A 23571-nucleotide genomic window follows, 5' to 3' on the forward strand; every position below is an offset into this window, starting at 1 on the left:
CAATATTCATGCAAATTACGAGTTCAGGTGCAGAAAAAATAATTTTAGGTATTGACCCAGGCACCCGCTTTTTGGGATATGGCTTATTGAAAATTAGCAAAGCTCAAGTAACTGTCTTACAGTATGGTGTTTTAAACCTGACAAAATATACCACCCAAGGAGCTAAATTTTTGAAAATTCATGAGAGAGTTTTAGGAATAATTGAAGAATTTTTACCCGATGAGATAGCTATTGAATCACCATTTTTCGGTAAAAATATTCAATCTATGCTCAAATTGGGTCGTGTTCAAGGTATGGTAATGTCACTCGCCTTTTCAAAAGGTATCCCCATAGTTGAGTATGAACCCAAAAAAATCAAGCAATCTGTCACAGGTAATGGAAATGCCTCCAAAGAACAAGTAGCTAAAATGGTTGAGGTTATTGCGGGTATTAAATTAGATGCCAAATTATTTGACGCAACGGATGCCTTAGGTATAGCTATTTGCCACCATTTTCATCAAAACAACATTTCCTCATCCGTCAAAGGGACTAAAAAAGGTTGGGGAGCCTTTGTTTCTGAAAATCCAGAAAGAATTAAATAAGCTCCTTCAAATGATCTTTCATTTCCTCCCAAGTACCCACAGGGGCTAAACAATGATGGCCAATACAAACTAAAAAATGCTTATCCTTTGGAAGGTTTTCAACAGGTATTAGGGATAATTCCAAAGAATTCAATTTTTCCATTAAGCCTTTTTCCAAGGCATATGAATGATCAAATTTGATGGTGGCTTGTGGATTTTCAAACCATTGAGAATAAATCCGTAGCCAATTAGAAAAATAGGCTGGATTTGCTTGAGCCTTAGAAATAACCGTTTCCAACATTTGCTTTGCCCTTAATGTACAAGAAACCTGTGAGTTAATTAAACCTAAGCACAACAATGCTTCACATAACATGGAATTGGAGGATGGACAAACAGAATCTGTAAACTCCACCTTATCAGCAATCAGCTCTTGATGTTGATTTTGCGCATAATGGTATAAAGCAAAACCCTCATCTTTGGATTCAAATAATTCTGTGGCTTTTTCAACTAAGCTATCGGCAATATCTAAATATTTGACCTCAAAAGTAGATAAATACAGTTGAATGAAAGCCAGTGCAGTGGCGGCATAATCATCTAAAAAACCATCAATAGGTCTATCTGTGTAAGCGGCTTGATGCAAAGCGCTACCATCTGGCTTCAATAAATGTTGTTCAATAGCCCCTGCCAAATGAATAGCATCTTGTAATATCTCTTTAGAGGCTAGCGCTTGAGAAGAGGCTATTAATCCTGATAGCACATAAGCATTCCATGCTAAAATTTGCTTGGTATCTGTCTCAGGTCTTATACGCGTTTTTCTAACATCAGAAAGCTTGACTAATTCATCGCTGAATTGATTATTTAAAATGGCTTCTTTTTTAAATAATATATTCCGACTATCCTCCCAATTGCCATTGGGTAAGATACTATATGCCCTATAAAACTCAGGATTGGAAAGGGAAGGGATTAATTGATTGATCTCCTCAAAATGCCAAGTATAAAATAAACCTTCAACACCCTCACTATCAGCATCTAAAGATGCATAATACAAGCCATTTTCTGCTAATAGCTCTGATGTTAAAAACTGAATCGTTTGTGTTAATACTTCAGCGTAGAGAGGGTTTTTAGTACGACGGTAAGCCGCTGCATAAGCTTCCAATAATTGACCATTATCGTACAACATTTTTTCAAAATGTGGAGCAAACCATTCTGAATCAACTGAATACCTTGAAAACCCACCCGCTATTTGATCAAAAATACCCCCTTGAGCCATTCTATTCAATTGAATTTCAGAAGCTTTATAGGCATTGGTTTGCTGAGCTAAAAGGGGAGTAACAGACTCTAAAAATCGTAAGAGAGAAGGCAATGGAAATTTAGGTGCCTTATTCATACCACCAAATACGGGATCCATATTACCAACGGTGATTTTTAGACATTGAGGTATGAAGCTTGGACTTAATTCTAAATCAGTCATTTGAAATAGATCAGCATGATCAGAAATTGCCTTAGCAAATCCTTCTGCAGATTCCTCCAACTCTGCCCGATGTTCCACAAAGGCATTTTGTACAGATGATAAAATATTCATCCATTTAGCCTTTGGAAAATAGGTGCCACCATAAAATGGTTTCTGAGACGGCATCAAAAATACATTCAATGGCCATCCACCTGATAATCCCATTTGCTGAATGGCATCCATATAAATCATATCCACATCAGGTCTTTCCTCACGATCAACTTTGATGTTGATAAAATATTTATTCATTAAATCAGCTACTTCCTGATTTTCAAAACATTCTTTTTCCATGACATGGCACCAATGGCAAGCGGCATATCCAATACTAACTAAGATAAGCTTATCCTCCTCCTTAGCTTGTTTTAATGCATCCGGTCCCCATGGTTGCCAATGAACAGGATTATGTTGATGTTGTAATAAATAGGGACTAACTTGATGCTTCAGCTTATTCATTAAAAGAGAGGATTTTTGTAAATTCGTACAAATTTACGCAATGTTAGAACTAAAAGATTTTGTAGTCGGTCCAGAAATTGCTCATTCTCCTGAATTGCTACGAGCCTTTCTTATTTCTGAATTAGGTACAAATCTATTAAATAGCTGCCAATATCGAATTGAAAAGAAATCCATCGATGCGAGAAGTAGACAAATTAAAGTCAATTTACGCATTGGATTTTATGAAAAAGAGCATGATTTTTCCTTAGAACATCTAGCTCATTTACCCCCGCTATCCACAGAAGCTAAGCGCGTTATCATCGTTGGAAGTGGCCCAGCAGGTTTATTTGCTGCGATTCGACTTATTCAATTAGGCCTCAAACCCATCGTCTTGGAAAGAGGAAAAGATGTACGTGAAAGGCGACGTGATTTAGCTGCCATCAATCGTTTTAATATCGTTGATTCCGATAGTAATTACTGTTTTGGTGAAGGAGGAGCGGGGACTTACTCCGATGGAAAACTGTATACCAGAAGTACGAAAAGAGGCGATATTAAATCGGTCCTTGAAACTTTTGTAGCACATGGTGCAGATCAAAATATTTTATTTGAGGCCCATCCTCATATTGGAACCAATAAATTACCCGCCATCATTGCTTCCATGCGGCAAGCTATTATTGAAGCTGGTGGGGAAGTGCATTTTCACCAAAAAGTAGTCGATTTTATCATCCAAAATAAGCAAATAAAGGGAGTTGTCACGGCTCATAATCAAGAATTTCAAGCCGATAAACTCTTATTAGCTACAGGGCATTCCGCGCGTGACATATTTGAGTTATTAAGAAATAAAAACGTACTGATTGAGTCGAAAGGATTTGCCATAGGAGTTAGAATAGAACATCGTCAATCACTGATTGATAGCTGCCAATATAAAACTAAAGAAAGGCCCATATATTTACCTCCGGCAAGTTTTAGTTTGGTTAGTCAAACCAAGTATAAGGGATTACAAAGAGGGGTATTTTCATTTTGTATGTGCCCAGGTGGTTTTATTGTACCATCAGCCACCAGCCAGAATCAAGTAGTAGTCAATGGTATGTCGCCCTCCAGACGCGACTCACACTATGCCAATTCTGGGATTGTTGTTAGTTTACTTGAACATGATTTAGCAGCATTTAAATCTGAAGGACCTTTAGCGGGCATGTTTTTGCAAGAGTCATTAGAACAAAAAGCACATAAATTATCAGGCGCTACTCAAAAGGCTATTTCACAATTGACCCAAGATTTCATTCAAAAGAAAACGAGTAAATCCAGTCATGATACCTCCTATGTCCCGGGATTAATCCCAGGAGAAATGCGTGATTTTTTACCAGATTTTATTGCTGAGCCTTTGGCATTAGGTTTGAGTGATTTTAACAAAAAGATTCCTAATTTTTCGACTAATATTGGACAAATCATCGGTTTGGAAAGTAGGACATCATCACCCGTTAAAATTCCTAGAGATCAAGAAAGTTTAGAGCATCCCCAAATCAAAGGTTTATACCCTTGCGGTGAGGGTGCCGGTTATGCTGGAGGAATTATGTCGGCGGCATTGGATGGCATTCGATGTGCAGAAGCTATTGCTAAATAAGGTGGCCATGAAAGAAATGTTTGAGCCTATTTTTGACTTGCATCAAAATTTCATGAAAATGGAAACGGTAAAGGCTAATGCTCGACATGCTGCCGTGGTGGCTATTATTCAAAAAAATGAGCTACAAGACACCATTTTATTAATTAAAAGAAACGAATATGAAGGTGCTCATTCGGGACAAATGGCTTTTCCTGGGGGGAAACAGGAAATAAATGATCTAGATTTAAAGGTTACTGCCATTCGGGAAGTAAAGGAAGAAATTGGCATAGATGTTCCTTATGAAGCCCTAAGAGCTATGGAACCTGTTTGGGTCATGGTCTCCAATTATTGGGTTCAACCTTATTTTGCGGTCTTAGAAGAAAAGCAAAATTACGTTTTAGATAAACGAGAAATAAATCGTATTTTTGAAATACCTGTATCACATTTCCAAGATAACTCGCAAGTAAAAGCACATCAATTAACAATTCAAAATGAGAGCTACTGGGCTCCAAAATTTGAATTTGAAGGTGAAGTTATTTGGGGTGCCACAGCCTTATTTTTATACCAATTATTCCACTTAAAAATTGGGGAATTAAAATTATAGATAGTTTATATGGATGAATCATTGGATGGCAGCTTGCAAAATCAAATTGCAGTGGCAGGAATGTATGAGAATTGGTTTTTGGAATATGCCTCATACGTTATTCTTGAACGCGCCGTTCCAGCCGTAGCAGATGGATTAAAACCTGTACAAAGAAGGATTCTACATGCGCTACGGGAAATGGATGATGGCCGCTTTAACAAAGTAGCGAACGTAGTAGGACAAACCATGCAATACCATCCGCATGGAGATGCCTCCATCACCGATGCCATGGTTAATCTAGGGCAAAAAGAACTATTGTTTGATTGCCAGGGTAACTGGGGTGACATGCGCACAGGAGACAGTGCTGCAGCAGCTCGATACATCGAAGTAAGACTTTCTAAGTTTGCCAATGATGTGGTGTTTAATAACCAAACCACCAAATGGCAATTATCTTATGATGGTCGTAAAAAAGAACCCATCACTTTACCTATTAAATTCCCCCTATTATTAGCGCAAGGGGTAGAAGGTATCGCCGTAGGTTTGGCTACGAAAATCATGCCACACAATTTCTGTGAAATCTTGCAAGCTTCCATCGATTTACTGAATAATAAAAAAGTGGAATTGCTGCCTGATTTTCTGACAGGAGGTTTATTAGATGCTTCTAATTACAATGATGGATTACGCGGTGGAAAAATCAGAATTCGAGCAAAGATTGAAGAAATCGACAAGAAAACTCTGGTTATCAAAGACATACCTTATTCTACTACCACTACATCTTTGATTGATTCCATCATCAAAGCAAATGATACAGGAAAAATTAAGATTAAAAAGGTAATTGACAATACAGCAAAGGATGTTGAAATTCAAATTCAATTAGCTCCAGGTATTTCACCAGATGTGACTATTGATGCCCTGTATGCCTTCACAGATTGTGAGATTTCAATTTCTCCCAATGCCTGTGTGATTATTGACGAAAAGCCCCACTTTGTAGGAATTTCTGAAATTCTAAAAGTAAGCACCAACCAAACCGTTGATTTGCTAAAACAAGAATTAGAAATCAGAAAAGCGGAGCTCATGGAGCGAATCCTATTTAGTTCTTTAGAGAAAATTTTCATTGAAAATAGAATTTATCGGGATATTGAGGAATGTGAGACCTTTGAATCAGTGATAGAGATGGTCGATAAAGGTTTAGAGCCTTATAAAAAGGATTTTTACCGTGAAATCATTGAAGAAGATATTTTGCGTTTGCTAGAAATCCGAATTAAACGTATCTCTAAATTTGATGCTTTCAAGGCAGATGAAGCCATGAAACGTTTGGAAGAAGAATTGGCTGAAGTAGAACATAATTTGGCTAATTTGATTACATACGCCATAAATTACTTTAAAAATCTACTCAATAAATACGGTAAAGGAAGAGAGCGTAAAACAGAAATACAAAACTTTAACACCATTTCTGCTACAGTGGTAGCCGCAGCCAATCAGAAATTATATGTTAACCGAGCAGATGGTTTCATTGGATATGGTCTGAAAAAGGATGAATACATCATGGATTGTTCGGATATCGATGATATCATTGTATTTCGACAAAATGGAACATGCGTTGTGACCAAAGTACAAGAAAAAGTATTTGTTGGAAAAGACATATTATATTGTTCCGTATTCAAGAAAAACGACGATCGAAAAGTTTACAATTTGGTTTATTTTGATGGAAAAAATGGCATTTCTTATGTCAAAAGATTCAAAGTGACATCAGTAACTCGAGATAGGGAATATAAACTAGTGAGTGATAATCCAAAATCAAAAATCACCTATTTCTCTGCCAATGAAAATGGAGAAGCAGAAGTAATTCAAATCAATTTAACTGCCAATTGCACAGCTAAAATTAAGCAATTTGATTATGATTTTGCCAAATTAGCTATTAAAGGTCGTGAATCTTTAGGTAATGTTTTGACTAAATACCCTGTTCGTAAAATTGTTCAAAAATCGGCGGGAGTTTCCACTTTAGGTGGGGTGGATATTTGGTATGATGCCACAGTAGGTCGACTAAATAGAGATGAACATGGTCAGTTTATAGGCAATTTTGAGCCTAAAGACAGTATTTTAGTGTTATACAAATCGGGAAATTACGAATTAACCAATTTTGAATTAACCAACCGATATACGGCAGATGAGATATTGTATTTGAAAAAATACGAAGCGAACAGCATCATTTCAGCTGCCTATTTTGATGGAGCTAGTAAAAATCATTTTATCAAACGATTTAAATTAGAAACTACTACCATCGACAAGAAATTCCTATTCATTTCAGACCATAAAGCATCTAGATTAATCGCTGCTACGGATAATTATGCTCCAAATGTTCAGATAAAGCATAAAGCAGATGGAAAAACCAATCAGGTAGAATTATTACCGATTGCTGAATTAGGTGACGTGCGAGGCTGGAAGGCGATAGGCAATAAACTAAATTATCCCAAACTTACTGATTTACAATTCATTGATACGGAAGAGAAGGCTCCATCACAAGCAGAATCAGAAAATCCTGATGGAGATGATGAACCAGAATTTATCATAAAAAATCTGGATAGTAATTTTGAAGCGGACGGACCCATATCTGAAAGTAATGAAGAAGAAATAAGTACTGAAACGGAGGCTTCTGATGTTGATGACATTCCATTTGAGGTCAAAAACTTACCTTCGGATCAAAAAGAAACAGGTACAGGAGAACAATTAGGCTTATTTTAAGGGATGGAACAGGTGTTGAATAATAAAAAAACGATGAATGCCTGGGCCTTTTATGATTGGGCCAATTCAGTACATTCATTAACGATTGTTTCAGCCATTTTCCCCATTTATTTCCCCGTTGCCGCCATTGTTTTAGGAAGCAAACATCCTGAGTTAATTGATATTTTTGGGTTTTCGCTTCAGAATACTGTCGTATATTCCTACATTATTTCATTGGCTTATTTAGTCTTATCAGTGGTGATGCCTTTCTTATCTGGTATTGCCGATTACACAGGAAGCAAAAAGAATTTCATGCGCTTCTTTTGTTATTTAGGTGCCTTTAGCTGCATGCTTCTATATCTTTTTACCAAAGGGCAGTATTTGTTAGGTTCTTTAGGTTTTTTGTTCTCCATCATTGGTTGGGGTGGGAGTTTGGTTTTTTATAATTCCTTCCTGCCTGAAATAGCTAGTCCTGACCGTTTTGATCAATTGAGTGCCAAAGGCTTCTCTTTAGGTTATGTAGGGAGCGTCTTACTTTTATTACAGAATTTAAGTATGATTCTGGCACCAAATTTATATGGCGGTATTTCCGTAGAAATGGCCTCTAGGATATCCTTTTTAACGGTGGGAATTTGGTGGTTTATTTTTGCTCAAATTCCTTTCTATTATTTACCAAAATCTTCCAAGAAAGAAAAAGACCATCCTAGATGGTGGTTAGGTGGTTTTAAAGAGCTCAAAAAAGTATTTCATGAAATCACTCACATTCCATCAATAAAAAATTTCTTACTAGGCTTCTTTTTATATAACATGGGTGCCCAAACTGTTATGCTTCTAGGAGCCTTATTTGGAAGCCAAGAATTACATTTACCTTCTGAATCATTGATAATTACTATATTATTGATTCAGTTGGTGGCCATACCGGGAGCATACATTTGTGCTTATTTATCAAAAAAAATCGGGAATGTAAATGCAATACGCTTGATAATTGTTTTTTGGATCATAGTATGTTGCTCTGCATATTTTGTCCATGAAACCTTTCATTTTTACTTATTGGCTACGGCAATAGGATTTGTCATGGGTGGAATTCAGTCGAATTCACGAGCTACATACGCTAAACTATGTCCTGAAAATGAAAAGGATACTGCCTCCTATTTTAGTTTTTTTGATGTTTGTGACAGGGCTTCAACCGTAATTGGTACCTTTATTTTTGGCCTATTAATTCAATTAACTGGCAATATGCGATTGGGAATTTTGGTTCTAGCTTTAGTATTTCTTTTAAGCTTAATTTACATGGCTAGGCTTAATAAGATTAATCCTGAGGTACTTAGATCGGAATAATATTTCGTTCATTTAATTCGCGCCATGATTCAGGAACCACCGACAAAATTTCTTGATGTAAAGCCTGAATGATTCCTTTGCGTGCATAACTGGGAGAATACACTAATGAAACCTCTCGAACTGGCTTTGGAAAGGGTAGAGGGAAAACATGCTCCTGTTTATTGTCATCTAAAAAGTCATATAGCATTTCCGGAATGATAGTCTGACCACCCGCATCCTCAGCGATACGAACAATCGTTTCCAAACTTCCTGTTTGATATGTGATTCTCGGACTTAAAGTCTGTCCCGACTTCAAATTACAAATGGAATTAATTTGGCTAGATAGGCAATGTCCTTCTTCCAAAAGCCATAATTTTTCAGGCTCTACGTATTGACAAATTTCGCCTGACTCTGATTGTAGATTGGAATACAAATACAGTTCCTCATAATATAAATGCTTTTCAATCAGTTGGTCTCCTAATGGAGTAACCAAAATTCCTATATCGAGTTTACCTTCTTTAATTTCCTTCACAATATTAGAGGTAGTTGTTTCAGAAATATTAATGTGAAGGTCTGGAAATTTTAGTTGGAAGCCCGAAAGAAATCGAGGCATCAAATAAGGAGCTATGGTGGGAATCACCCCAATACTCACATTTCCTGCTACTTGATTACTCCAACCTTTTGAAAGGTCCTTTAGAGTAGCGGTTTCTTTTAAAATAACACGAGCTTGACGAATAATCTCTTCTCCCTGCAATGTGGCTTTTAATGGTTTATCCTTTCGATTAAATATAATAATGTTTAACTCCGATTCTAGTTTTTGTATTTGCATACTAAGACTAGGCTGGGTAACGCAACAAAAATCGGCCGCTTTGGAAAAACTTTTTAAGTCATCCAAAGCCACAATATATTCTAATTGGGTGATAGTCATACCGTATAGTTTAAAACTATACAAATATAGTAAATATAGATTTGCTTGATAGTTATAACTTATCGAAATTTGTAACATATTTAAACGAAACAAATAATATTATGTCTACACACATGTTAGGATTGGGAAGTAAGTTTCCAGCATTTGAAAAAAAAGCAGTAGTGTCATTAGAAAAAGATAAGGAGTTTGCAACGATTACTGCAGAAGATCATAAAAAGGATGGTAAATGGATGGTGATGTTCTGGTGGCCAAAAGATTTCACTTTTGTTTGTCCAACTGAAATTGCTGAATTCAACCGTAGAGCAGGTGATTTTTCAGATCGTGATGCTTTATTAATTGGAGCTTCTACTGATTCTGAGTTTGTACACGCAGCATGGAGAAGAGATCATGATGATTTACGCGGTTTAAAATTCCCAATGTTAGCTGATACTTCTAAAAGTTTAGCTGAAGAGTTAGGAATCTTAACTGAAGATGAGAAAGTTGCTTACCGTGTTACTTACATCGCTGACCAAGATGGAATCATTCGTTGGGTTTCTGCCAATGATTTATCAGTAGGTCGTAATGTTGATGAAGTTTTACGTGTATTGGATGCTTTGCAAACAGATGAGCTTTGCCCATGTAACTGGAAAGCTGGAGAGGCTACATTATAATTTTAATTAAAGCCCCATTCATTTGGGGCTTTTTAACAATAAGATCATGAGTGAAACTAGAGATAATCTATTAGCCGAAATTAATTTACCTGCCACTAGTCAATTTCCATTATTGGATCAATTAGATGCTACGGAAAATCGTTACATCAAAGATTTAAAGATTAACGTTTCCAATGCATTAAAGTATGCTACCTTAACAGAAAAAGAAGCTGTATTATTGGCTTTAGCCGTTTCTGTTAATCAAAAGCATGAGATTACGATTAATTCATTGACTGAATTAGCCAAAACCAAAGGAGCAACGGATGCGGAAATCAATGAAATTCATGCCTTAACTTCATTACTAAATGCCAATAACGTTTTTTATCGTTTCAAGCATTTTGTAGGCAAAGAATTTTATAATACTGCACCTGCTGGAATCAGAATGTCCATCATGATGAACCCAGTATTAGGCAAAGAATTCTTTGAATTAGCGAGTTTAACTGTTTCTGCCATCAATGGCTGTGAAATGTGCGTTAAATCTCATGAGCAATCAGTACTTAACCACGGTGCTACGGAAGCACGCATCATGGATGCGATTCGCTTAACAGCGATATTTAAAAGCTTAATCGTATTGTTGTAGGGTAAAATTATTTACCCCACATCGCATTAGCCGTGTTCGGGAAGGGAAGGGTCAATTCTGGTACTTGATGTACCATGCGGTTGGCCCATTCCACTCCTTGCATCATGGAGTGATCTTGGTTAGATACCTCATATTTCCAAGCACCAAATCTACCTCTACTATACACATCATGTTTTTCCAATTCCGGTAAAACTTGCTTAAGTATTCCATCCCGCTCAATCGAAGGAGTAGGATAACCATAAGCTGTAGAGAAATAAAATTTGGAGATCACCTGATCCTCGGATTCTATTAAACCATCCTCTAACATAGCTTTAACGGTATCTTCAATCAATGTAGCTTTATTTACGGGTTTCATGGCTGATTCACTCACTTCGGCCATTAATGACCATTGATTAGCTGGATCAGGAACGTTGTTAGGGCTATAATTGGAAAATACTGTAACGCGGTAATAAGGACTGTTTGCCTCAGGAAAATACATCCAGCATTTTTTAGCTAATGATTCTACAGGTTTACCTTTTAAACCTATTCCTACCACATGGGTACTGCTATGCTTTAAACCCTGAGCCGTCTGAACCACCTCGGTAGGAAGATCTTGGCACTTTTGGGTAAAAATATCTAATGGAATTGTACTCATCACTTGATCGTATTCAATTTGAATACCGTCTTCTAGGACAATTTGGTGTGCCTTTAAATCAACCGATTTAACCGTAGAATTTAATCTGAAAAATTCCTCACCAATCAATTCCCCCACCGCTTTCCAAATGGAACCAGTACCCCCAGTTTTAGGGAATTGAAATAGATTATTGGGTCCCCAAGAAAGATCATCTTTCTCAAAAATGATGTTTTCAACAATACGACCTAAATCACTGACAGCTACACGCTCACCAACCCAATTGGCATTCATCATTTCAGGAGGGTAGGCCCACACTTTGAAATTATATGGGAACATAAATACATCGGCAATTCCTTGTCCACAAGTATTTAAAATCCACTCCTTGAAGTTAGCGGGTTTATTGGAAGGACCATTTTTGTATAATTCAATTAATCCTTGTAAACACTGCCATTGTTCTTCTTTGGGTAAATAACCTAAGTTATTTTGAAATGGATAAGGGACAAAACGATCTCTGATCCAAACCCATGATTCTCTTTGATGGGTATACCAACCATCTTCACCCAAGGCCAATTTCATCAAATCATCAAAATACTGGTAATGAGAAAACTGAACATGGCCGCCTACATCCCAAGTAAAACCTTGATCATCCACAAAACTGGTGGCTAAACCACCAACAAAGCTTTCCTTTTCAAGTACAATAAAATCAGTAATTCCTAATTCTTTTAAACGATAAGCTGCACCTAAACCAGTGGGTCCTCCACCTAGGATGACATATGTATATTTCATTTTCCTTGGGTAATTTCTTTAACTAAACTGTTTAAATGAACTCTAAAGGCTAATAATTCTTTGAAACTTTGCCAGCAAACCTTAAGTAATTTGAAATGACGTATAGAGACTTCTCCCGTTTCTCTTTCCCGGTGAATCACGGGAATATTGAATAAATTTTGACCCGATTTTTTAGCTAAAACCGCTAAAAATATATTAGGAGCAAAAGGCGTTTGAGCTGGTAATGCTTGCAATAACTTCTTTAAGAAGCTAGTCTTAAATAAGCGGAACGGAATATTGGCATCGTCAATGTAGGTTCCATAAATGAATAATAAAGAGTATTTTAATATACGGGTAATGACCAATCGAAAGGGATCATCATGACGTACTTTTCGGTATCCTAAAATAAAATCAGATTGGTTTCTTTTTTCCCAAAAATTCCCAAAATCTTTCACATCAAACTGATCATCTGAATCTGTCTGAAAAACATAGGTAGGATTCATCTCCACCGCCATGCGATAACCGTTTACTACCGCATTTCCATGGCCACCATTCAATTGATGTTTGGCAATTAAATTGGGATAATTACCTGATATTTCATCTAAAATCGTCCCGGTTTTATCCTTAGAACCATCATTTATGATGAGTAATTTAAACTGATCAGGACTGACAAAGGCGGAAATACCTTCTATCCAATGAGCTACTACTTGCTGAATACATTCCTCTTCATTATAAGCAGGTATGACTACCACTAATTCCAAACTCATATTATTTTAATTTATCCTTGAAACTATTTATGGGTTTCTCAATAACAAACCAAGAGACACTGGCAACAAATAGTAATAAAATTAGGTTGACGAAAAATTTTGATAGTATAAAATTAAGGAAATTTGTTTGAAATAGGGGTATATATTTAGAAATAGCCCACCATAATGTATTTCCTTCTTGATGATAATAATTATAAATAAAATTATGGTACAAATATAAACCATAGGATATTTTACCTAAGTAATCTACCCAGGATAAAGACAAAAAACGGCCAAATACATGTTGCCTTTCAGCAACAGCCTCTGCGATTAAAAAGAAGGAAAATACCGCAGCAACACTACGTTCAATGACGATAAACCAAATATTATCGTAGGTGAATTCTGCTAAATGGGAAAACCAAAGTACAAGAAAAAAGGAAATCAAGGAGAGGATAAGTACCCAAGGAAAATCACTAATTTGTTTAAATACGGAACGATGGTAGTGATAGAAATAAGCTAATAATCCACCCAGACCAAAACTATCAACCGCACTAAGCGGGTTAACATAGGACCACATCCAGGCTGATTCTTTAAAATCATGGCTAGCAAAAAGGTAAAAAAACAAACGAGAACAAAAACCTAAGGCAATCATCCATGGAAATAATTTTCCAAAATATTTACGGGGTAAAAACAGGATGAAATAGGGAAAAATTAAATAATACTGCTCCTCTACAGCCAATGACCATAAATGGTCCCATACACCAATCCACTGACGGTGTATCATAATGTAAAAATCAGGTAAATAGAAAAACAACCATTTCCAGACTTTATAAAAGGGATCAATTTGAAAAAGACCACCAATACCTAGCAAAAGGAAATAAATTGGGAATATTCGAAGAGATCTTCTCAGGATAAATATTTTGATTTTTTTCCATGGTGAATGTCCTCGATCGGCCACATCATCCGCACTTTGGAATAGAATACGCGTGATTAAAAAACCACTCAAAACAAAAAATATAACTACGCCCAAATGTCCTAGTGGAAAAGGGATGGTGGGCACCAACCAATGGTCCATTAAGACTAGAAATACCGCCAAAAAGCGAATACCATTTAATTGCTTGAAATATACTGCGTGTTGATCGCTCATTAATCTCCTTGAAGCGTAAACTCCACTCTTCTATTTAATTTTCTTCTTTCTTCACTCATATTACTCGCCATCGGTTTGGTTCCGCCCCAACCTTTCACGCGCACTCGGTTTGGACTAATACCCTTTGAAACGATATAAATCTTAACGTTTTCGACTCTTTCTAGGGAAAGCTTCATGTTTTCATTCCAATCCCCTTGATTATCCGTATGGCCTTCCAAAAGTATTTTGAAGCTAGTATTATCCTTTAAAATCTTAACAATTTTATCTAGCTCTTCGTAGGAACTTGGGCTTAATTCAGCTTTACTCTGATCAAAGTTAATGTTAGGAATCTGATATTGCTTATTCAATTGAATTGGAATTATCAAAAGGTTCCTTTGGATCGATTTAAAGTTGCGCTCTGAGGTATAATCAAACTTTTCAACTCGACAGATATAGCCATCTTTCAATACTTGCATGGTAAATGCCTTTTTGGCCGGCCACATGAAACTATAATCACCTAAATAAGGATCATAATCCACCAAAAGTGAATCTGTTCCAGAAACTGATTTAATTAAAATTTTACCTGCGATGGCCTCTTGAGAATCTTGATTAAGAATTTGACCAGCCATTTGAATCAAAGTTAGCGGCTTAGCTTTTTCAGGTATTTTAATTCGATAAATATCTTCTGCTCCTAAGGAATTCTCAACGGAACTAAAATAGGCATAATCACCTTGTGCCGCCACGGAAAAGTATCCATCCCACTGAGGGGTATTAACAATGGGTCCTAAGTTTTCTGGTTCTGACCAATTTAACCAAGTATCATCTAAGCGACGCGTTAAAAAGATATCATTATTGCCATAACCCACATGTCCACTGGATGAAAAATACATGGTAACTCCATCAGGGGCAATGAAAGGCGTGGATTCAGATTCTCCGGTATTAACAACCTGACCTATATTTTTAGGTTCAGTCCAGCTATCATCATTTTTCCAAAATGAGACATAAATATCTTTACCACCAAAGGAATCTTTCATTTCCGTGGTCATAACCAATATTTTTCCATTAGGAGCTAGGGAATACTCAGAAAATTCAGACTTATTTTTAAAATTAAATATTTTTAAAGCCTTAGGAAAACTCCAGTCGCCCGTCCGAAGCAAAAATGACATAGATACACCTTTTTCCATTTGACCATCATTGCGATAGACGTTATTTAATAACATGGTTTTGCCATTGGGAGAAATACCGCAGACTGCATTATTTTCATCATTATTGATGGGTTCAGGAAAGAGTTCTGCTTTAGACCATGTTTTTGTGTCTGCTTGCCAATTTGAAACCCAAATATCCTGGTTCTTATTTTTACCCATGTTGGAAGGGTGTTTCCATCGAGTAAAATATAACTTTTTACCATCTGGACTAATGACTGGGCAAATTTCATTGTAGGGCGAATTGATGTCTTTACCCAAATTTTCTTTGTAAGAATAGGCATTCAAATCCTTATTCAATTTCAAACTTTCTTCAATGGGTACATCAGAATCTGAAATACCAATAGCATCAATTTGCGAATATCCGCGAACCCTCTCCGAATTCATGGAAACTTTAATCGCCCTAATGGGTGCCGATGGTGAAGCTAGTTTGAAGCTGGTTACTTGGGCCGATTTTAGCGCATAGCCGGGGCTAAACTCTTTTAATAAAATCAAGCGATTATTTTCATCCAATCCATCTACCCGAACAATAGACCCAGCACCGAAATTTTCAAAAATAGCCACCTGCTTTACGCTGGTTAAACTATCAAATGAAACTATAATATATTCTCCTGCTGGGTTATCTGGGGTTAAAGACTGCCAAGCACTCGGACTATTACTAAAAGTGGGGTATTTACTTGGTTTACCTAATATATGTAATGACCTATATTCCAAGCCCAGGAGTGGGTCAGAATATTCACTAGAAACTGAAATAACTTTACTAGCCCAGCGAACACGCTGTGCGGGCAAGCTAAAAACAAGCAGACAACAGAAAATTCCAAAAATTAAGCGGATTTTCAAATTCATGAATGTTTAGTTACCTAGTTTCACCAAATTGGCAATGGTTTCAAGGGGATTTGGTGAGGAAAAAACAAAATTACCAGCTACCAATACATTGGCACCAGCTTGAATTAAATCACGGGCATTGGAGGCAGAAACCCCACCGTCAATTTCTATTTTCAAATTTGCAATACCTTTTAACTTAGCTAAATCAGCTAATTCTTTGGTCTTTTTTATGGCATTGGGTATAAACTTTTGTCCACCAAATCCTGGATTTACCGACATAATTAAAACCAAATCCAGGTCTTGTAAAATATCTTCCAACACATGAACGGGGGTAGAAGGATTCAATGCCACACCAGCCAAACAACCTAAGTCCTTAATTTGTTGGATTGTACGATGCAGATGAGGACAAGTCTCATAATGCACTGTCAAAACTTTCGCCCCAGCTTTTGCAAACGCTTCTAAATACCTTTCCGGTTTTTCAATCATTAAATGAACGTCCAATACTTTAGTAGCCCGCTTATTGACTGCTTCTAAAACGGGAAAACCAAAAGAAATATTGGGAACAAACATTCCATCCATAACATCTATGTGAATCCACTCTGCGGCAGAAGCATTCAACATGTCAATTTCGGAACCAAGTTCTGCAAAATTTGCAGCTAAAATTGAAGGGGCGATGATTAAACTTTCCATCTTGCAAAGGTATGAAAATTATTGGCTAAGGTTTATTTCTTAGTGCTTTCCATTTAACTTTAGGTTGTTAAAAATTGAGACATGGATGTGAAAATGAGGATGGAGGAATTAATCCATCAAATTAATCGATATAATGAAGCTTATTACCAGCAGCATGAAAGCCTAATTTCAGATCAGGAATTCGATGCCTTGTTAGCAGAACTTCAAAAATTAGAAACAGAAAATCCATTATTTGCCCTTCCCGATAGTCCTACCCAACGAGTAGGAGGAACCATCACCAAGCAATTCAAAAGCGTTACTCATCGATTCCCCATGCTTTCTTTGGGTAATACCTATAATGAACAGGATTTAAGAGATTTTGACGAAAGAGTTGCCAAAGGATTAGATGGAGAATCATATGAATACATTTGCGAACTAAAATTTGATGGGGTAGCCTTATCATTTTGGTATGAAAATGGAAAATTAATAAAAGGAGTTACTCGAGGAGACGGAACTCGGGGAGATGATATAACCAACAATGTAAAAACCATAAAAGAATTACCGCTCCGACTAAATTCCAGTCTGTTTCCTAGAGAATTTGAATTACGTGGGGAGGGTTATATGCCTTTAACTTCCTTTGAGGCAATAAATGAACAAAAGATTGCTATGGGTGAAGCCCCTTTAGCGAATCCAAGAAATGCAGCTTCAGGAACTTTTAAAATGCAGGATTCTGCTGAAGTAGCTCGTAGAAATATGGCTTGCTACATTTATGCCATGGTAGGAAATGAAAATCCTTTTCAGACCCATGAAGAAAGCTTAGTAGCTCTTACCCAGGCTAATTTCCCTGTTTCACCTACTTGGAAAAAATGCCAAACAATAAACGAAGTTCTACAATACATTCATGATTGGCAGGATAAACGCCATGATTTACCCTTAAATACAGATGGTATTGTTATTAAAATCAATGATTATGCCCAACAAGAAAGATTAGGATTTACGGCCAAATCACCAAGATGGGCTATTGCCTATAAATACCCTTCAGAAATAGCTGAAACTGAAATTGAAAGCATTAGCTACCAGGTGGGTAGAACTGGAAACGTAACACCCGTGGCCAATTTGAAGCCTGTTTATTTAGCTGGAACGGTTATTAAGCGAGCGTCTGTGCACAATGCTAATGAAATGGAGCGATTAGATTTACGCCAAAAGGATAGTGTTTTCATTGAAAAAGGTGGAGAAATTATTCCAAAAATCACTTCTGTCAATGTAGCCAAACGACAAGGTTATGCTCCATTATTTCAATTCCCCGAAGAATGTCCGTCATGTGGAAGTCCATTAGTTCGTCAAGAAGGAGAAGCCAATCACTATTGTTTAAACGATAAACATTGTCCACCACAAATAAAAGGTAAAATAGAACATTTCATTCAAAGGAAAGCTTTAAATATAGAAAACCTTGGAGTAGAAACGATTGATTTATTAGTTGAGAAAGGCATCATACATCACATAGCTGATCTTTATCAATTAAATGAAAGTCATTTCCAAGGATTAGAAGGTTTTCAAAGTAAATCGATTAATAACATTTTGCAATCCATTGAGAAATCTAAATCCATTCCTTTCCGACAAGTATTATTTGGCTTAGGAATTAGACATGTTGGTGCTACCATTGCAGAGAAACTAGTTTTGCAATTTCATTCCATAGATCAATTAAGACAAGCAAGTTTGGAGGAATTGGTAGCAGTACCTGAAATAGGAGAACGAATAGCGCGTAGTTTAAAAGATTATTTTGATGATTCGGATAATAATGAACAAATAGAACGTTTAAGGCAAGCCGGGGTACAGTTATCAGAAGAAATTCAAGAAATAGTTTTGGAGGGAGAAGCCTTGGTCGGAAAAAGTTTTGTAATTTCGGGCGTATTTAAAAACTTCGAAAGAGAGGAATTAAAAGACAAGATTGTTGCCAATGGAGGCAAGGTTGTATCCAGTATTTCATCTAAATTAGATTACCTAGTGGCAGGTGAAAATATGGGGCCTGCTAAACTAGAAAAGGCAATTTCATTATCTATAAAAATTATCACAGAGGATGAGTTTTTAGCTCTCCTACACTAGCTCATGCATACATTACCTAAATTTCACGGGGTAGCACCAGCCCTAATTACACCTATGTTAGCCGATCGAACGATTGATTGGACTGCCTTAGGAAAACTTGTTGATTACGTATCTTCAGGCGGTGTCGATTATTTAGTAGTTCAAGGAACAACTGGCGAATCTGTTACCACAAGTGCTGATGAGAAGAAAAAAATCATTGCAACTGTTCAGGAAGCCAATTCCAGAAATTTACCCATCGTGTATGGTTTAGGTGGAAACCATACTGAAAATTTAATTGCACAAATCAAACAAACATCATTTGATGGTATAGATGCCATCTTATCTGTTTGTCCATATTATAACAAACCAAGTGCACGTGGTGTCATTCAACATTACCGTGCAGTGGCAGATGCCAGTCCAGTTCCTGTCATTCTTTATAACATTCCTGGAAGAACAGGTATTAATTTATCTCCTGAAACCATTTTGACTTTGGCAGAACATCCAAATATCATTGGTGTAAAAGAAGCTTCCTGTGTCATTGAGCAATGCATGGAAATAGCAGCACATAAACCAGCTGACTTTCTGTTAATTTCTGGTGATGATGTGCAGGCTGTTCCGATTATTTCAGTTGGTGGGGTAGGTGTTATGTCAGTTATTGCCAATGCGTTTCCTCATCAATTCTCTCAAATGATTCATGCGGCTTTAGCAGGCGATTTTGCTGAAGCTAGAAAATCATTGGGCAGTTTCTTGGCCATTGATCCTTATTTATATGAAGAAGGTAATCCAGTAGGGGTCAAAAAGATTTTAGCATTAAAGGGTATGATTCAAGCCCAAGTAAGAATGCCTTTAGCCGAAGCATCGGAGGAATTAGGGGTAAAATTGAATCGCATTATTCAACAAGAAAACTTATTAAATTAAATCATGTTTGTACACGTAGTTAATTTTTGGTTAAAAAAAGGCCTAAGCGAAGAAGAAATCCAACAATTTGAAGCAGGAGTATTATCCTTAGGGAAGGTAGAAACGGTGAAAGATTTCAATGTGGGAAAACCTGCCAATACGGATCGTCCTGTGATTGATCGTTCATATGATTATTGTTTATTAACCACTTTTTCGGATGAAGCTGGCCATGATTATTATCAAACGGCACCCATTCATTTAGAATTCATCAAAAACTGCGCTCAGTATTGGGACAGAGTATTAATCTATGATTCAGAAAGCATTTAAACTAGTAAGTTTCGGATTGTTGTTTTTTTTGGCCGCATGTTCCAAAAACGTCAAACCTTCTACCTATTATTCACCTAACTTTAAAGATGGGGGAGTAGACAGGCATGATGGTTTAGGATTCGAAGTACCGGTAAAATATGCCATCGATGTTTTCTATTTCAATGAAAGCCCAAAGCAGTCATATGAGATTATTGAAAGCATCAGTATATCTGGTGAAGTTCCTTTGGAAAATAATCAGACAGTCAATGGCAAAATGCTCAATCGAGGAAATCACCAATTAAAGAAACAAGAAATCTTGAGTCAAATGGTGGAAAAAGCCACTGAAATGGGTGCTAGTGCCTTGATGGATGTCAAGTACCAAGTTTATAGCACCCAATATGCCAACGGATACACGTTTAGTGGAAAAGCGATTCGTTACGTGCTGAAATAATTCGATACAGGGCCAAGTTAGAAACTAATGGCTGTGCCCGGTAATCCTCCAAAATAATACGAATATGTTTTACCTTCCTCTCGGGGAAGGTAATCATTCGTTTATGTCCTATGGTTTTTCCATGTAAAAACCACTTTTCTCCTGTTTCGGATTCTAGTTCCACTTTAAAAGATTTAATTCTTTGTCCCATGGCTATAGGCTCTTGCAACAGTAGGGAATTAGCCAACTTGGCTTCTGCTAAATGTATTTGAATCTCAGGTTTTAAGTCACTTTTCGATGGTGACCAAGCGCTTGAAGCGTTTAGATCACTCAATTGGGAAATAGCATATTGTGCATTAAATGACGAACTAACCTCATATTTTGTTGACTTTGAATTCAATAAATTGATGATACTTTTCTTTCTCAAGTCAGCAAATCCCATCATGGAAGCTGAATCATTGGGATGAATCAATCCTCGTTTATCTACAGGTATATTTAATAGTAAATTGGCATTTCTACCTACAGAAGCCACATAAATCTTCATGAGGGAATCAGGACTTTTCACTCGATTATCTTCTTTTGCATGATAATACCAACCTGGACGAATGGATACATCTACCTCTGGCGCAACCCAATGACTTCCATTTTCTTGTCCATTTTTATACAAATCAAATTTTGGATAGCCTGGATAAATTTCGTCTTTATTGATTGGACTCCAAGATGTCTCATAATTATAACCACGTTCATTTCCGACCCAGCGAATATCTGGTCCATTATCTGAAAACTGAACTGCATGGGGTTGGTACTTATTCACCATGGAATGAAATAATGGCCAGTCGTACACTTGTTTTTTTCCATTGGGACCTTCTCCATTAGCTCCATCATACCAAAATTCAAAAATGGGTCCATATTGTATCAATAACTCTTTTTGCATTTCAGCATAAATTTTATTGTATGCATCTGTACCATAAGCAGGATGAAACCTATCCCAAGGAGATAAGTATATACCTAGTTTCAATCCAAATTCCTTACAAGCTTCAGATAATTCCTTTACTACATCTCCTTTGCCATTTTTCCAAGGGGATTTGGCAACGGTATGTTCGGTGAATTTAGAAGGATAAAGAGCAAAGCCATCATGATGTTTGGCTGTCAGAATTAAGCCTTTCATTCCAGCAGCTTTGGCTATTCTGGCCCATTGCCTACAATCTAAGGCAGAAGGATTAAAAAGGCTAGGAGACTCAATTCCCTCTCCCCATTCGACATCAGTAAAAGTGTTCATGTTAAAATGAATAAATCCATAATACTCCAAATTTTGCCATTGAATTTGTTTAGCAGAAGGCAGAGGAGCAAGTGGAGCTATTTTTTGGGCAACACTGAAAAATGAAAGACCTGAAAACAAAAAAAGTAGTACTAAGAATCGCATTGAAATATATTTACAGTGGTAAAAACATAAATGAAAGAATATTTCTTTTATCACCCAAAATAGATATTGAAATAGCTTAAAAATAAACCTGTTATAATGAGAAAATCTATTTTGATTGAATTATTTTAACAAATAACATAAGATTAATGAGGTTAAAAATAAAATTAATAAAAAAAGCAGGTAAATTAAAGCTGCTAAACTCTTTTTAACCAAAAGTCAAAATATGGCGCTACCCATAAACCCTGAAGAACAATTAGAACTAAGTCAAGACAAAGACCAAACTAATTATCTACTTCCTTTCATCTTAGTTACTAGCTTATTTTTCCTTTGGGGCTTGGCCAATAGCTTAAATGGGACATTAGTCAAACAGTTTCAAATAGCCCTAGATCTTCAGCGATGGCAAGCAAATATAGTTGAAACCGCCTTTTATATGGGATACTTCGTCATGGCCATTCCTGCTGGAATAGTGATGCGAAAGCTTGGTTATAAAATGGGAATTTTAATGGGCTTGATTCTCTATTCTGCTGGCGCATTTTTATTTTATCCAGCTGCGGCTGTGCGTCAATACAGTTTTTTTCTAGGGGCCTTATTTCTAATTGCTAGTGGAATAGCTTTTCTTGAAACAGCTGCCAATTTATACGTAACTGTGCTTGGAGACCCTAAAAAAGGAGATTTCCGACTTAATCTAGCGCAATCTTTTAATGGAATTAGTACCATCTTAGGGCCAGTAATTGGAGGTATATTTATTTTTTCAGACCGGGAATATACTCGGGACATGATACAAGCTTTACCGGCAGCTGAAGCAGAAGCCATACGAGTAAGTCAGGCTGAATCGGTGCAAGGGCCGTATTTAATTATTGGTCTCATCGTGGCCATTGTAGCTATATTATTTGCCATTACCAAAATGCCTGAAGTAAAAGCAGCAGGAGAGAATAGAGTAAGTAATCAACAAATTTCCATTGCTAATTTGCTGAAAAACAAACATTTACGATTAGGCATTTTTGCTCAATTTTGTAATGTAGGAGCCCAGGTATCGCTTTGGGGGAATTTTGTTGATTTTAAATTAGATTTTGCCCGAGATTCCAATTTATGGATTGTGGAGAAAATTTATCAAACCACAGAAAGCATGACAGCAACTCAAATTGCTAGCTTTCATGCATCCTTTGCTTTTATTTTATTTATGGTGGGGAGGTTCATTGGTACCTATTTTATGGGAAAATATGAATCAAACCGAGTGTTAGGAATTTATGCCATTGGATCCGTTGTATCCATCATCATAGCCATGTTAGGTGGAGGTATCTTAGCGGTTGTTGCATTAATGATGGTATATTTTTTCCAATCCATTATGTTTCCTACTATCTTTGCGTTGGCATGTAAAGATTTGGGAGAAGGATCTAAGTTGGCCTCATCCCTAATTATCATGTCGATAGTAGGCGGAGCCATTATTCCGCCATTTGCGGCTTATTTATTTAAAATAGGACCGTCTTTGGCATTAGGCATTCCGTTACTATGCTTTGTGTTTATAGTATATTACGCGTACCAAGGATTTAAAATCCAAAAAGTCTAG

20 protein-coding genes are annotated in these 23571 nt (G+C 36.7%); 12 read left to right on the forward strand and 8 right to left on the reverse strand.

Annotation, left to right across the window (positions count from 1 at the left end):
• Nucleotides 1-8 precede the first annotated feature (8 nt).
• Nucleotides 9-581 (forward strand): crossover junction endodeoxyribonuclease RuvC, encoded by a 573-nt coding sequence (gene ruvC / locus SKC36_RS02085; RefSeq protein WP_459452877.1) that lies wholly within the window; start codon nt 9-11, stop codon nt 579-581.
• On the opposite strand, the gene SKC36_RS02090 is transcribed toward ruvC, so the two are convergent.
• Nucleotides 574-2523: a thioredoxin domain-containing protein gene (locus SKC36_RS02090; protein WP_459464288.1), complete on the reverse strand. Its 1950-nt coding sequence runs from the start codon at nt 2521-2523 to the stop codon at nt 574-576. The two genes, ruvC and SKC36_RS02090, sit on opposite strands and share 8 nt — an antisense overlap.
• 40 nt (nt 2524-2563) lie before the next feature.
• On the opposite strand from SKC36_RS02090, the gene SKC36_RS02095 reads away from it, so the two are divergent.
• The 4 genes from SKC36_RS02095 to SKC36_RS02110 are packed head-to-tail and all read left to right on the forward strand — an operon-like array spanning nt 2564 to nt 8744.
• Entirely contained in the window at nt 2564-4123 is a 1560-nt protein-coding gene (locus SKC36_RS02095) for an NAD(P)/FAD-dependent oxidoreductase (protein WP_459452879.1), read from the forward strand.
• A 7-nt stretch (nt 4124-4130) separates the two neighbouring features.
• Nucleotides 4131-4706, forward strand: coding sequence for an NUDIX hydrolase (locus SKC36_RS02100; RefSeq protein WP_459464290.1), 576 nt, complete (start codon nt 4131-4133; stop codon nt 4704-4706).
• Nucleotides 4707-4715: 9 nt separating this feature from the next.
• The gene (locus tag SKC36_RS02105; RefSeq protein WP_459464292.1) at nt 4716-7427 is read left to right on the forward strand and encodes a DNA gyrase/topoisomerase IV subunit A; all 2712 of its coding nucleotides are present in this window, start codon (nt 4716-4718) and stop codon (nt 7425-7427) included.
• 3 nt (nt 7428-7430) lie between these two features.
• Nucleotides 7431-8744, forward strand: a complete 1314-nt coding sequence (locus SKC36_RS02110) for an MFS transporter (RefSeq protein ID WP_459464294.1) — start codon at nt 7431-7433, stop codon at nt 8742-8744.
• Here SKC36_RS02110 and SKC36_RS02115 read toward each other — a convergent pair.
• Entirely contained in the window at nt 8731-9651 is a 921-nt protein-coding gene (locus SKC36_RS02115) for a LysR substrate-binding domain-containing protein (protein ID WP_459464296.1), read from the reverse strand. The two genes, SKC36_RS02110 and SKC36_RS02115, sit on opposite strands and share 14 nt — an antisense overlap.
• A 101-nt stretch (nt 9652-9752) precedes the next feature.
• Here SKC36_RS02115 and SKC36_RS02120 point away from each other — a divergent pair, with 101 nt between their 5' ends.
• Nucleotides 9753-10301: a peroxiredoxin gene (locus tag SKC36_RS02120; protein ID WP_459464298.1), complete on the forward strand. Its 549-nt coding sequence runs from the start codon at nt 9753-9755 to the stop codon at nt 10299-10301.
• A gap of 46 nt (nt 10302-10347) precedes the next feature.
• Complete coding sequence (locus SKC36_RS02125; protein ID WP_459452885.1) at nt 10348-10920, forward strand: carboxymuconolactone decarboxylase family protein; 573 nt, start codon at nt 10348-10350, stop codon at nt 10918-10920.
• Nucleotides 10921-10927: 7 nt separating this feature from the next.
• Here the strand turns inward: SKC36_RS02125 and SKC36_RS02130 are convergent, their stop codons facing one another.
• Genes SKC36_RS02130 through rpe form a run of 5 tightly spaced genes read right to left on the reverse strand, consistent with a single transcriptional unit; the run spans nt 10928 to nt 16887 of the window.
• The gene (locus SKC36_RS02130; RefSeq protein ID WP_459464300.1) at nt 10928-12319 is read right to left on the reverse strand and encodes a protoporphyrinogen/coproporphyrinogen oxidase; all 1392 of its coding nucleotides are present in this window, start codon (nt 12317-12319) and stop codon (nt 10928-10930) included.
• The gene (locus SKC36_RS02135) at nt 12316-13065 is read right to left on the reverse strand and encodes a glycosyltransferase family 2 protein (protein WP_459464302.1); all 750 of its coding nucleotides are present in this window, start codon (nt 13063-13065) and stop codon (nt 12316-12318) included. Before SKC36_RS02135 ends, SKC36_RS02130 begins: the two co-directional genes overlap by 4 nt.
• Before the next feature lies 1 nt (nt 13066).
• Nucleotides 13067-14191: an acyltransferase family protein gene (locus SKC36_RS02140; RefSeq protein ID WP_459464304.1), complete on the reverse strand. Its 1125-nt coding sequence runs from the start codon at nt 14189-14191 to the stop codon at nt 13067-13069.
• Nucleotides 14191-16218, reverse strand: coding sequence for an OmpA family protein (locus tag SKC36_RS02145; RefSeq protein WP_459464306.1), 2028 nt, complete (start codon nt 16216-16218; stop codon nt 14191-14193). The genes SKC36_RS02140 and SKC36_RS02145 overlap by 1 nt, the downstream gene beginning before the upstream one ends.
• A gap of 6 nt (nt 16219-16224) precedes the next feature.
• Nucleotides 16225-16887: a ribulose-phosphate 3-epimerase gene (gene rpe / locus SKC36_RS02150; RefSeq protein ID WP_459464308.1), complete on the reverse strand. Its 663-nt coding sequence runs from the start codon at nt 16885-16887 to the stop codon at nt 16225-16227.
• Nucleotides 16888-16968: 81 nt separating this feature from the next.
• Here rpe and ligA point away from each other — a divergent pair, with 81 nt between their 5' ends.
• The 4 genes from ligA to SKC36_RS02170 are packed head-to-tail and all read left to right on the forward strand — an operon-like array spanning nt 16969 to nt 20602.
• On the forward strand, nt 16969-18969 hold the full coding sequence (ligA, locus tag SKC36_RS02155; protein WP_459464311.1) for an NAD-dependent DNA ligase LigA: 2001 nt from the start codon (nt 16969-16971) through the stop codon (nt 18967-18969).
• A 3-nt stretch (nt 18970-18972) separates the two neighbouring features.
• Entirely contained in the window at nt 18973-19866 is an 894-nt protein-coding gene (gene dapA / locus SKC36_RS02160) for a 4-hydroxy-tetrahydrodipicolinate synthase (RefSeq protein WP_459464313.1), read from the forward strand.
• 3 nt (nt 19867-19869) lie between these two features.
• On the forward strand, nt 19870-20172 hold the full coding sequence (locus SKC36_RS02165) for a Dabb family protein (protein WP_459452893.1): 303 nt from the start codon (nt 19870-19872) through the stop codon (nt 20170-20172).
• A complete protein-coding gene (locus SKC36_RS02170; protein WP_459452894.1) occupies nt 20153-20602 on the forward strand; it encodes a hypothetical protein in 450 nt (149 codons plus the stop codon). Before SKC36_RS02165 ends, SKC36_RS02170 begins: the two co-directional genes overlap by 20 nt.
• Here the strand turns inward: SKC36_RS02170 and SKC36_RS02175 are convergent.
• Nucleotides 20568-21860, reverse strand: a complete 1293-nt coding sequence (locus SKC36_RS02175) for an alpha-L-fucosidase (RefSeq protein WP_459464315.1) — start codon at nt 21858-21860, stop codon at nt 20568-20570. The two genes, SKC36_RS02170 and SKC36_RS02175, sit on opposite strands and share 35 nt — an antisense overlap.
• Nucleotides 21861-22227: 367 nt before the next feature.
• Between SKC36_RS02175 and fucP the strand changes: the two genes are divergently transcribed.
• Complete coding sequence (gene fucP, locus SKC36_RS02180; RefSeq protein WP_459464317.1) at nt 22228-23571, forward strand: L-fucose:H+ symporter permease; 1344 nt, start codon at nt 22228-22230, stop codon at nt 23569-23571.

The sequence above is a fragment of the Aquirufa sp. OSTEICH-129A genome (assembly GCF_054558355.1).

Excerpts from the sequence above, each read along its gene's own strand:
- ruvC (WP_459452877.1), top strand. The coding sequence starts at position 9 with ATGCAAATTACGAGTTCAGGTGCAGAAAAAATAATTTTAGGTATTGAC.
- SKC36_RS02090 (WP_459464288.1), bottom strand. The coding sequence starts at position 2,523 with ATGAATAAGCTGAAGCATCAAGTTAGTCCCTATTTATTACAACATCAA.
- SKC36_RS02095 (WP_459452879.1), top strand. The coding sequence starts at position 2,564 with ATGTTAGAACTAAAAGATTTTGTAGTCGGTCCAGAAATTGCTCATTCT.
- SKC36_RS02100 (WP_459464290.1), top strand. The coding sequence starts at position 4,131 with ATGAAAGAAATGTTTGAGCCTATTTTTGACTTGCATCAAAATTTCATG.
- SKC36_RS02105 (WP_459464292.1), top strand. The coding sequence starts at position 4,716 with ATGGATGAATCATTGGATGGCAGCTTGCAAAATCAAATTGCAGTGGCA.
- SKC36_RS02110 (WP_459464294.1), top strand. The coding sequence starts at position 7,431 with ATGGAACAGGTGTTGAATAATAAAAAAACGATGAATGCCTGGGCCTTT.
- SKC36_RS02115 (WP_459464296.1), bottom strand. The coding sequence starts at position 9,651 with ATGACTATCACCCAATTAGAATATATTGTGGCTTTGGATGACTTAAAA.
- SKC36_RS02120 (WP_459464298.1), top strand. The coding sequence starts at position 9,753 with ATGTCTACACACATGTTAGGATTGGGAAGTAAGTTTCCAGCATTTGAA.
- SKC36_RS02125 (WP_459452885.1), top strand. The coding sequence starts at position 10,348 with ATGAGTGAAACTAGAGATAATCTATTAGCCGAAATTAATTTACCTGCC.
- SKC36_RS02130 (WP_459464300.1), bottom strand. The coding sequence starts at position 12,319 with ATGAAATATACATATGTCATCCTAGGTGGAGGACCCACTGGTTTAGGT.
- SKC36_RS02135 (WP_459464302.1), bottom strand. The coding sequence starts at position 13,065 with ATGAGTTTGGAATTAGTGGTAGTCATACCTGCTTATAATGAAGAGGAA.
- SKC36_RS02140 (WP_459464304.1), bottom strand. The coding sequence starts at position 14,191 with ATGAGCGATCAACACGCAGTATATTTCAAGCAATTAAATGGTATTCGC.
- SKC36_RS02145 (WP_459464306.1), bottom strand. The coding sequence starts at position 16,218 with ATGAATTTGAAAATCCGCTTAATTTTTGGAATTTTCTGTTGTCTGCTT.
- rpe (WP_459464308.1), bottom strand. The coding sequence starts at position 16,887 with ATGGAAAGTTTAATCATCGCCCCTTCAATTTTAGCTGCAAATTTTGCA.
- ligA (WP_459464311.1), top strand. The coding sequence starts at position 16,969 with ATGGATGTGAAAATGAGGATGGAGGAATTAATCCATCAAATTAATCGA.
- dapA (WP_459464313.1), top strand. The coding sequence starts at position 18,973 with ATGCATACATTACCTAAATTTCACGGGGTAGCACCAGCCCTAATTACA.
- SKC36_RS02165 (WP_459452893.1), top strand. The coding sequence starts at position 19,870 with ATGTTTGTACACGTAGTTAATTTTTGGTTAAAAAAAGGCCTAAGCGAA.
- SKC36_RS02170 (WP_459452894.1), top strand. The coding sequence starts at position 20,153 with ATGATTCAGAAAGCATTTAAACTAGTAAGTTTCGGATTGTTGTTTTTT.
- SKC36_RS02175 (WP_459464315.1), bottom strand. The coding sequence starts at position 21,860 with ATGAACACTTTTACTGATGTCGAATGGGGAGAGGGAATTGAGTCTCCT.
- fucP (WP_459464317.1), top strand. The coding sequence starts at position 22,228 with ATGGCGCTACCCATAAACCCTGAAGAACAATTAGAACTAAGTCAAGAC.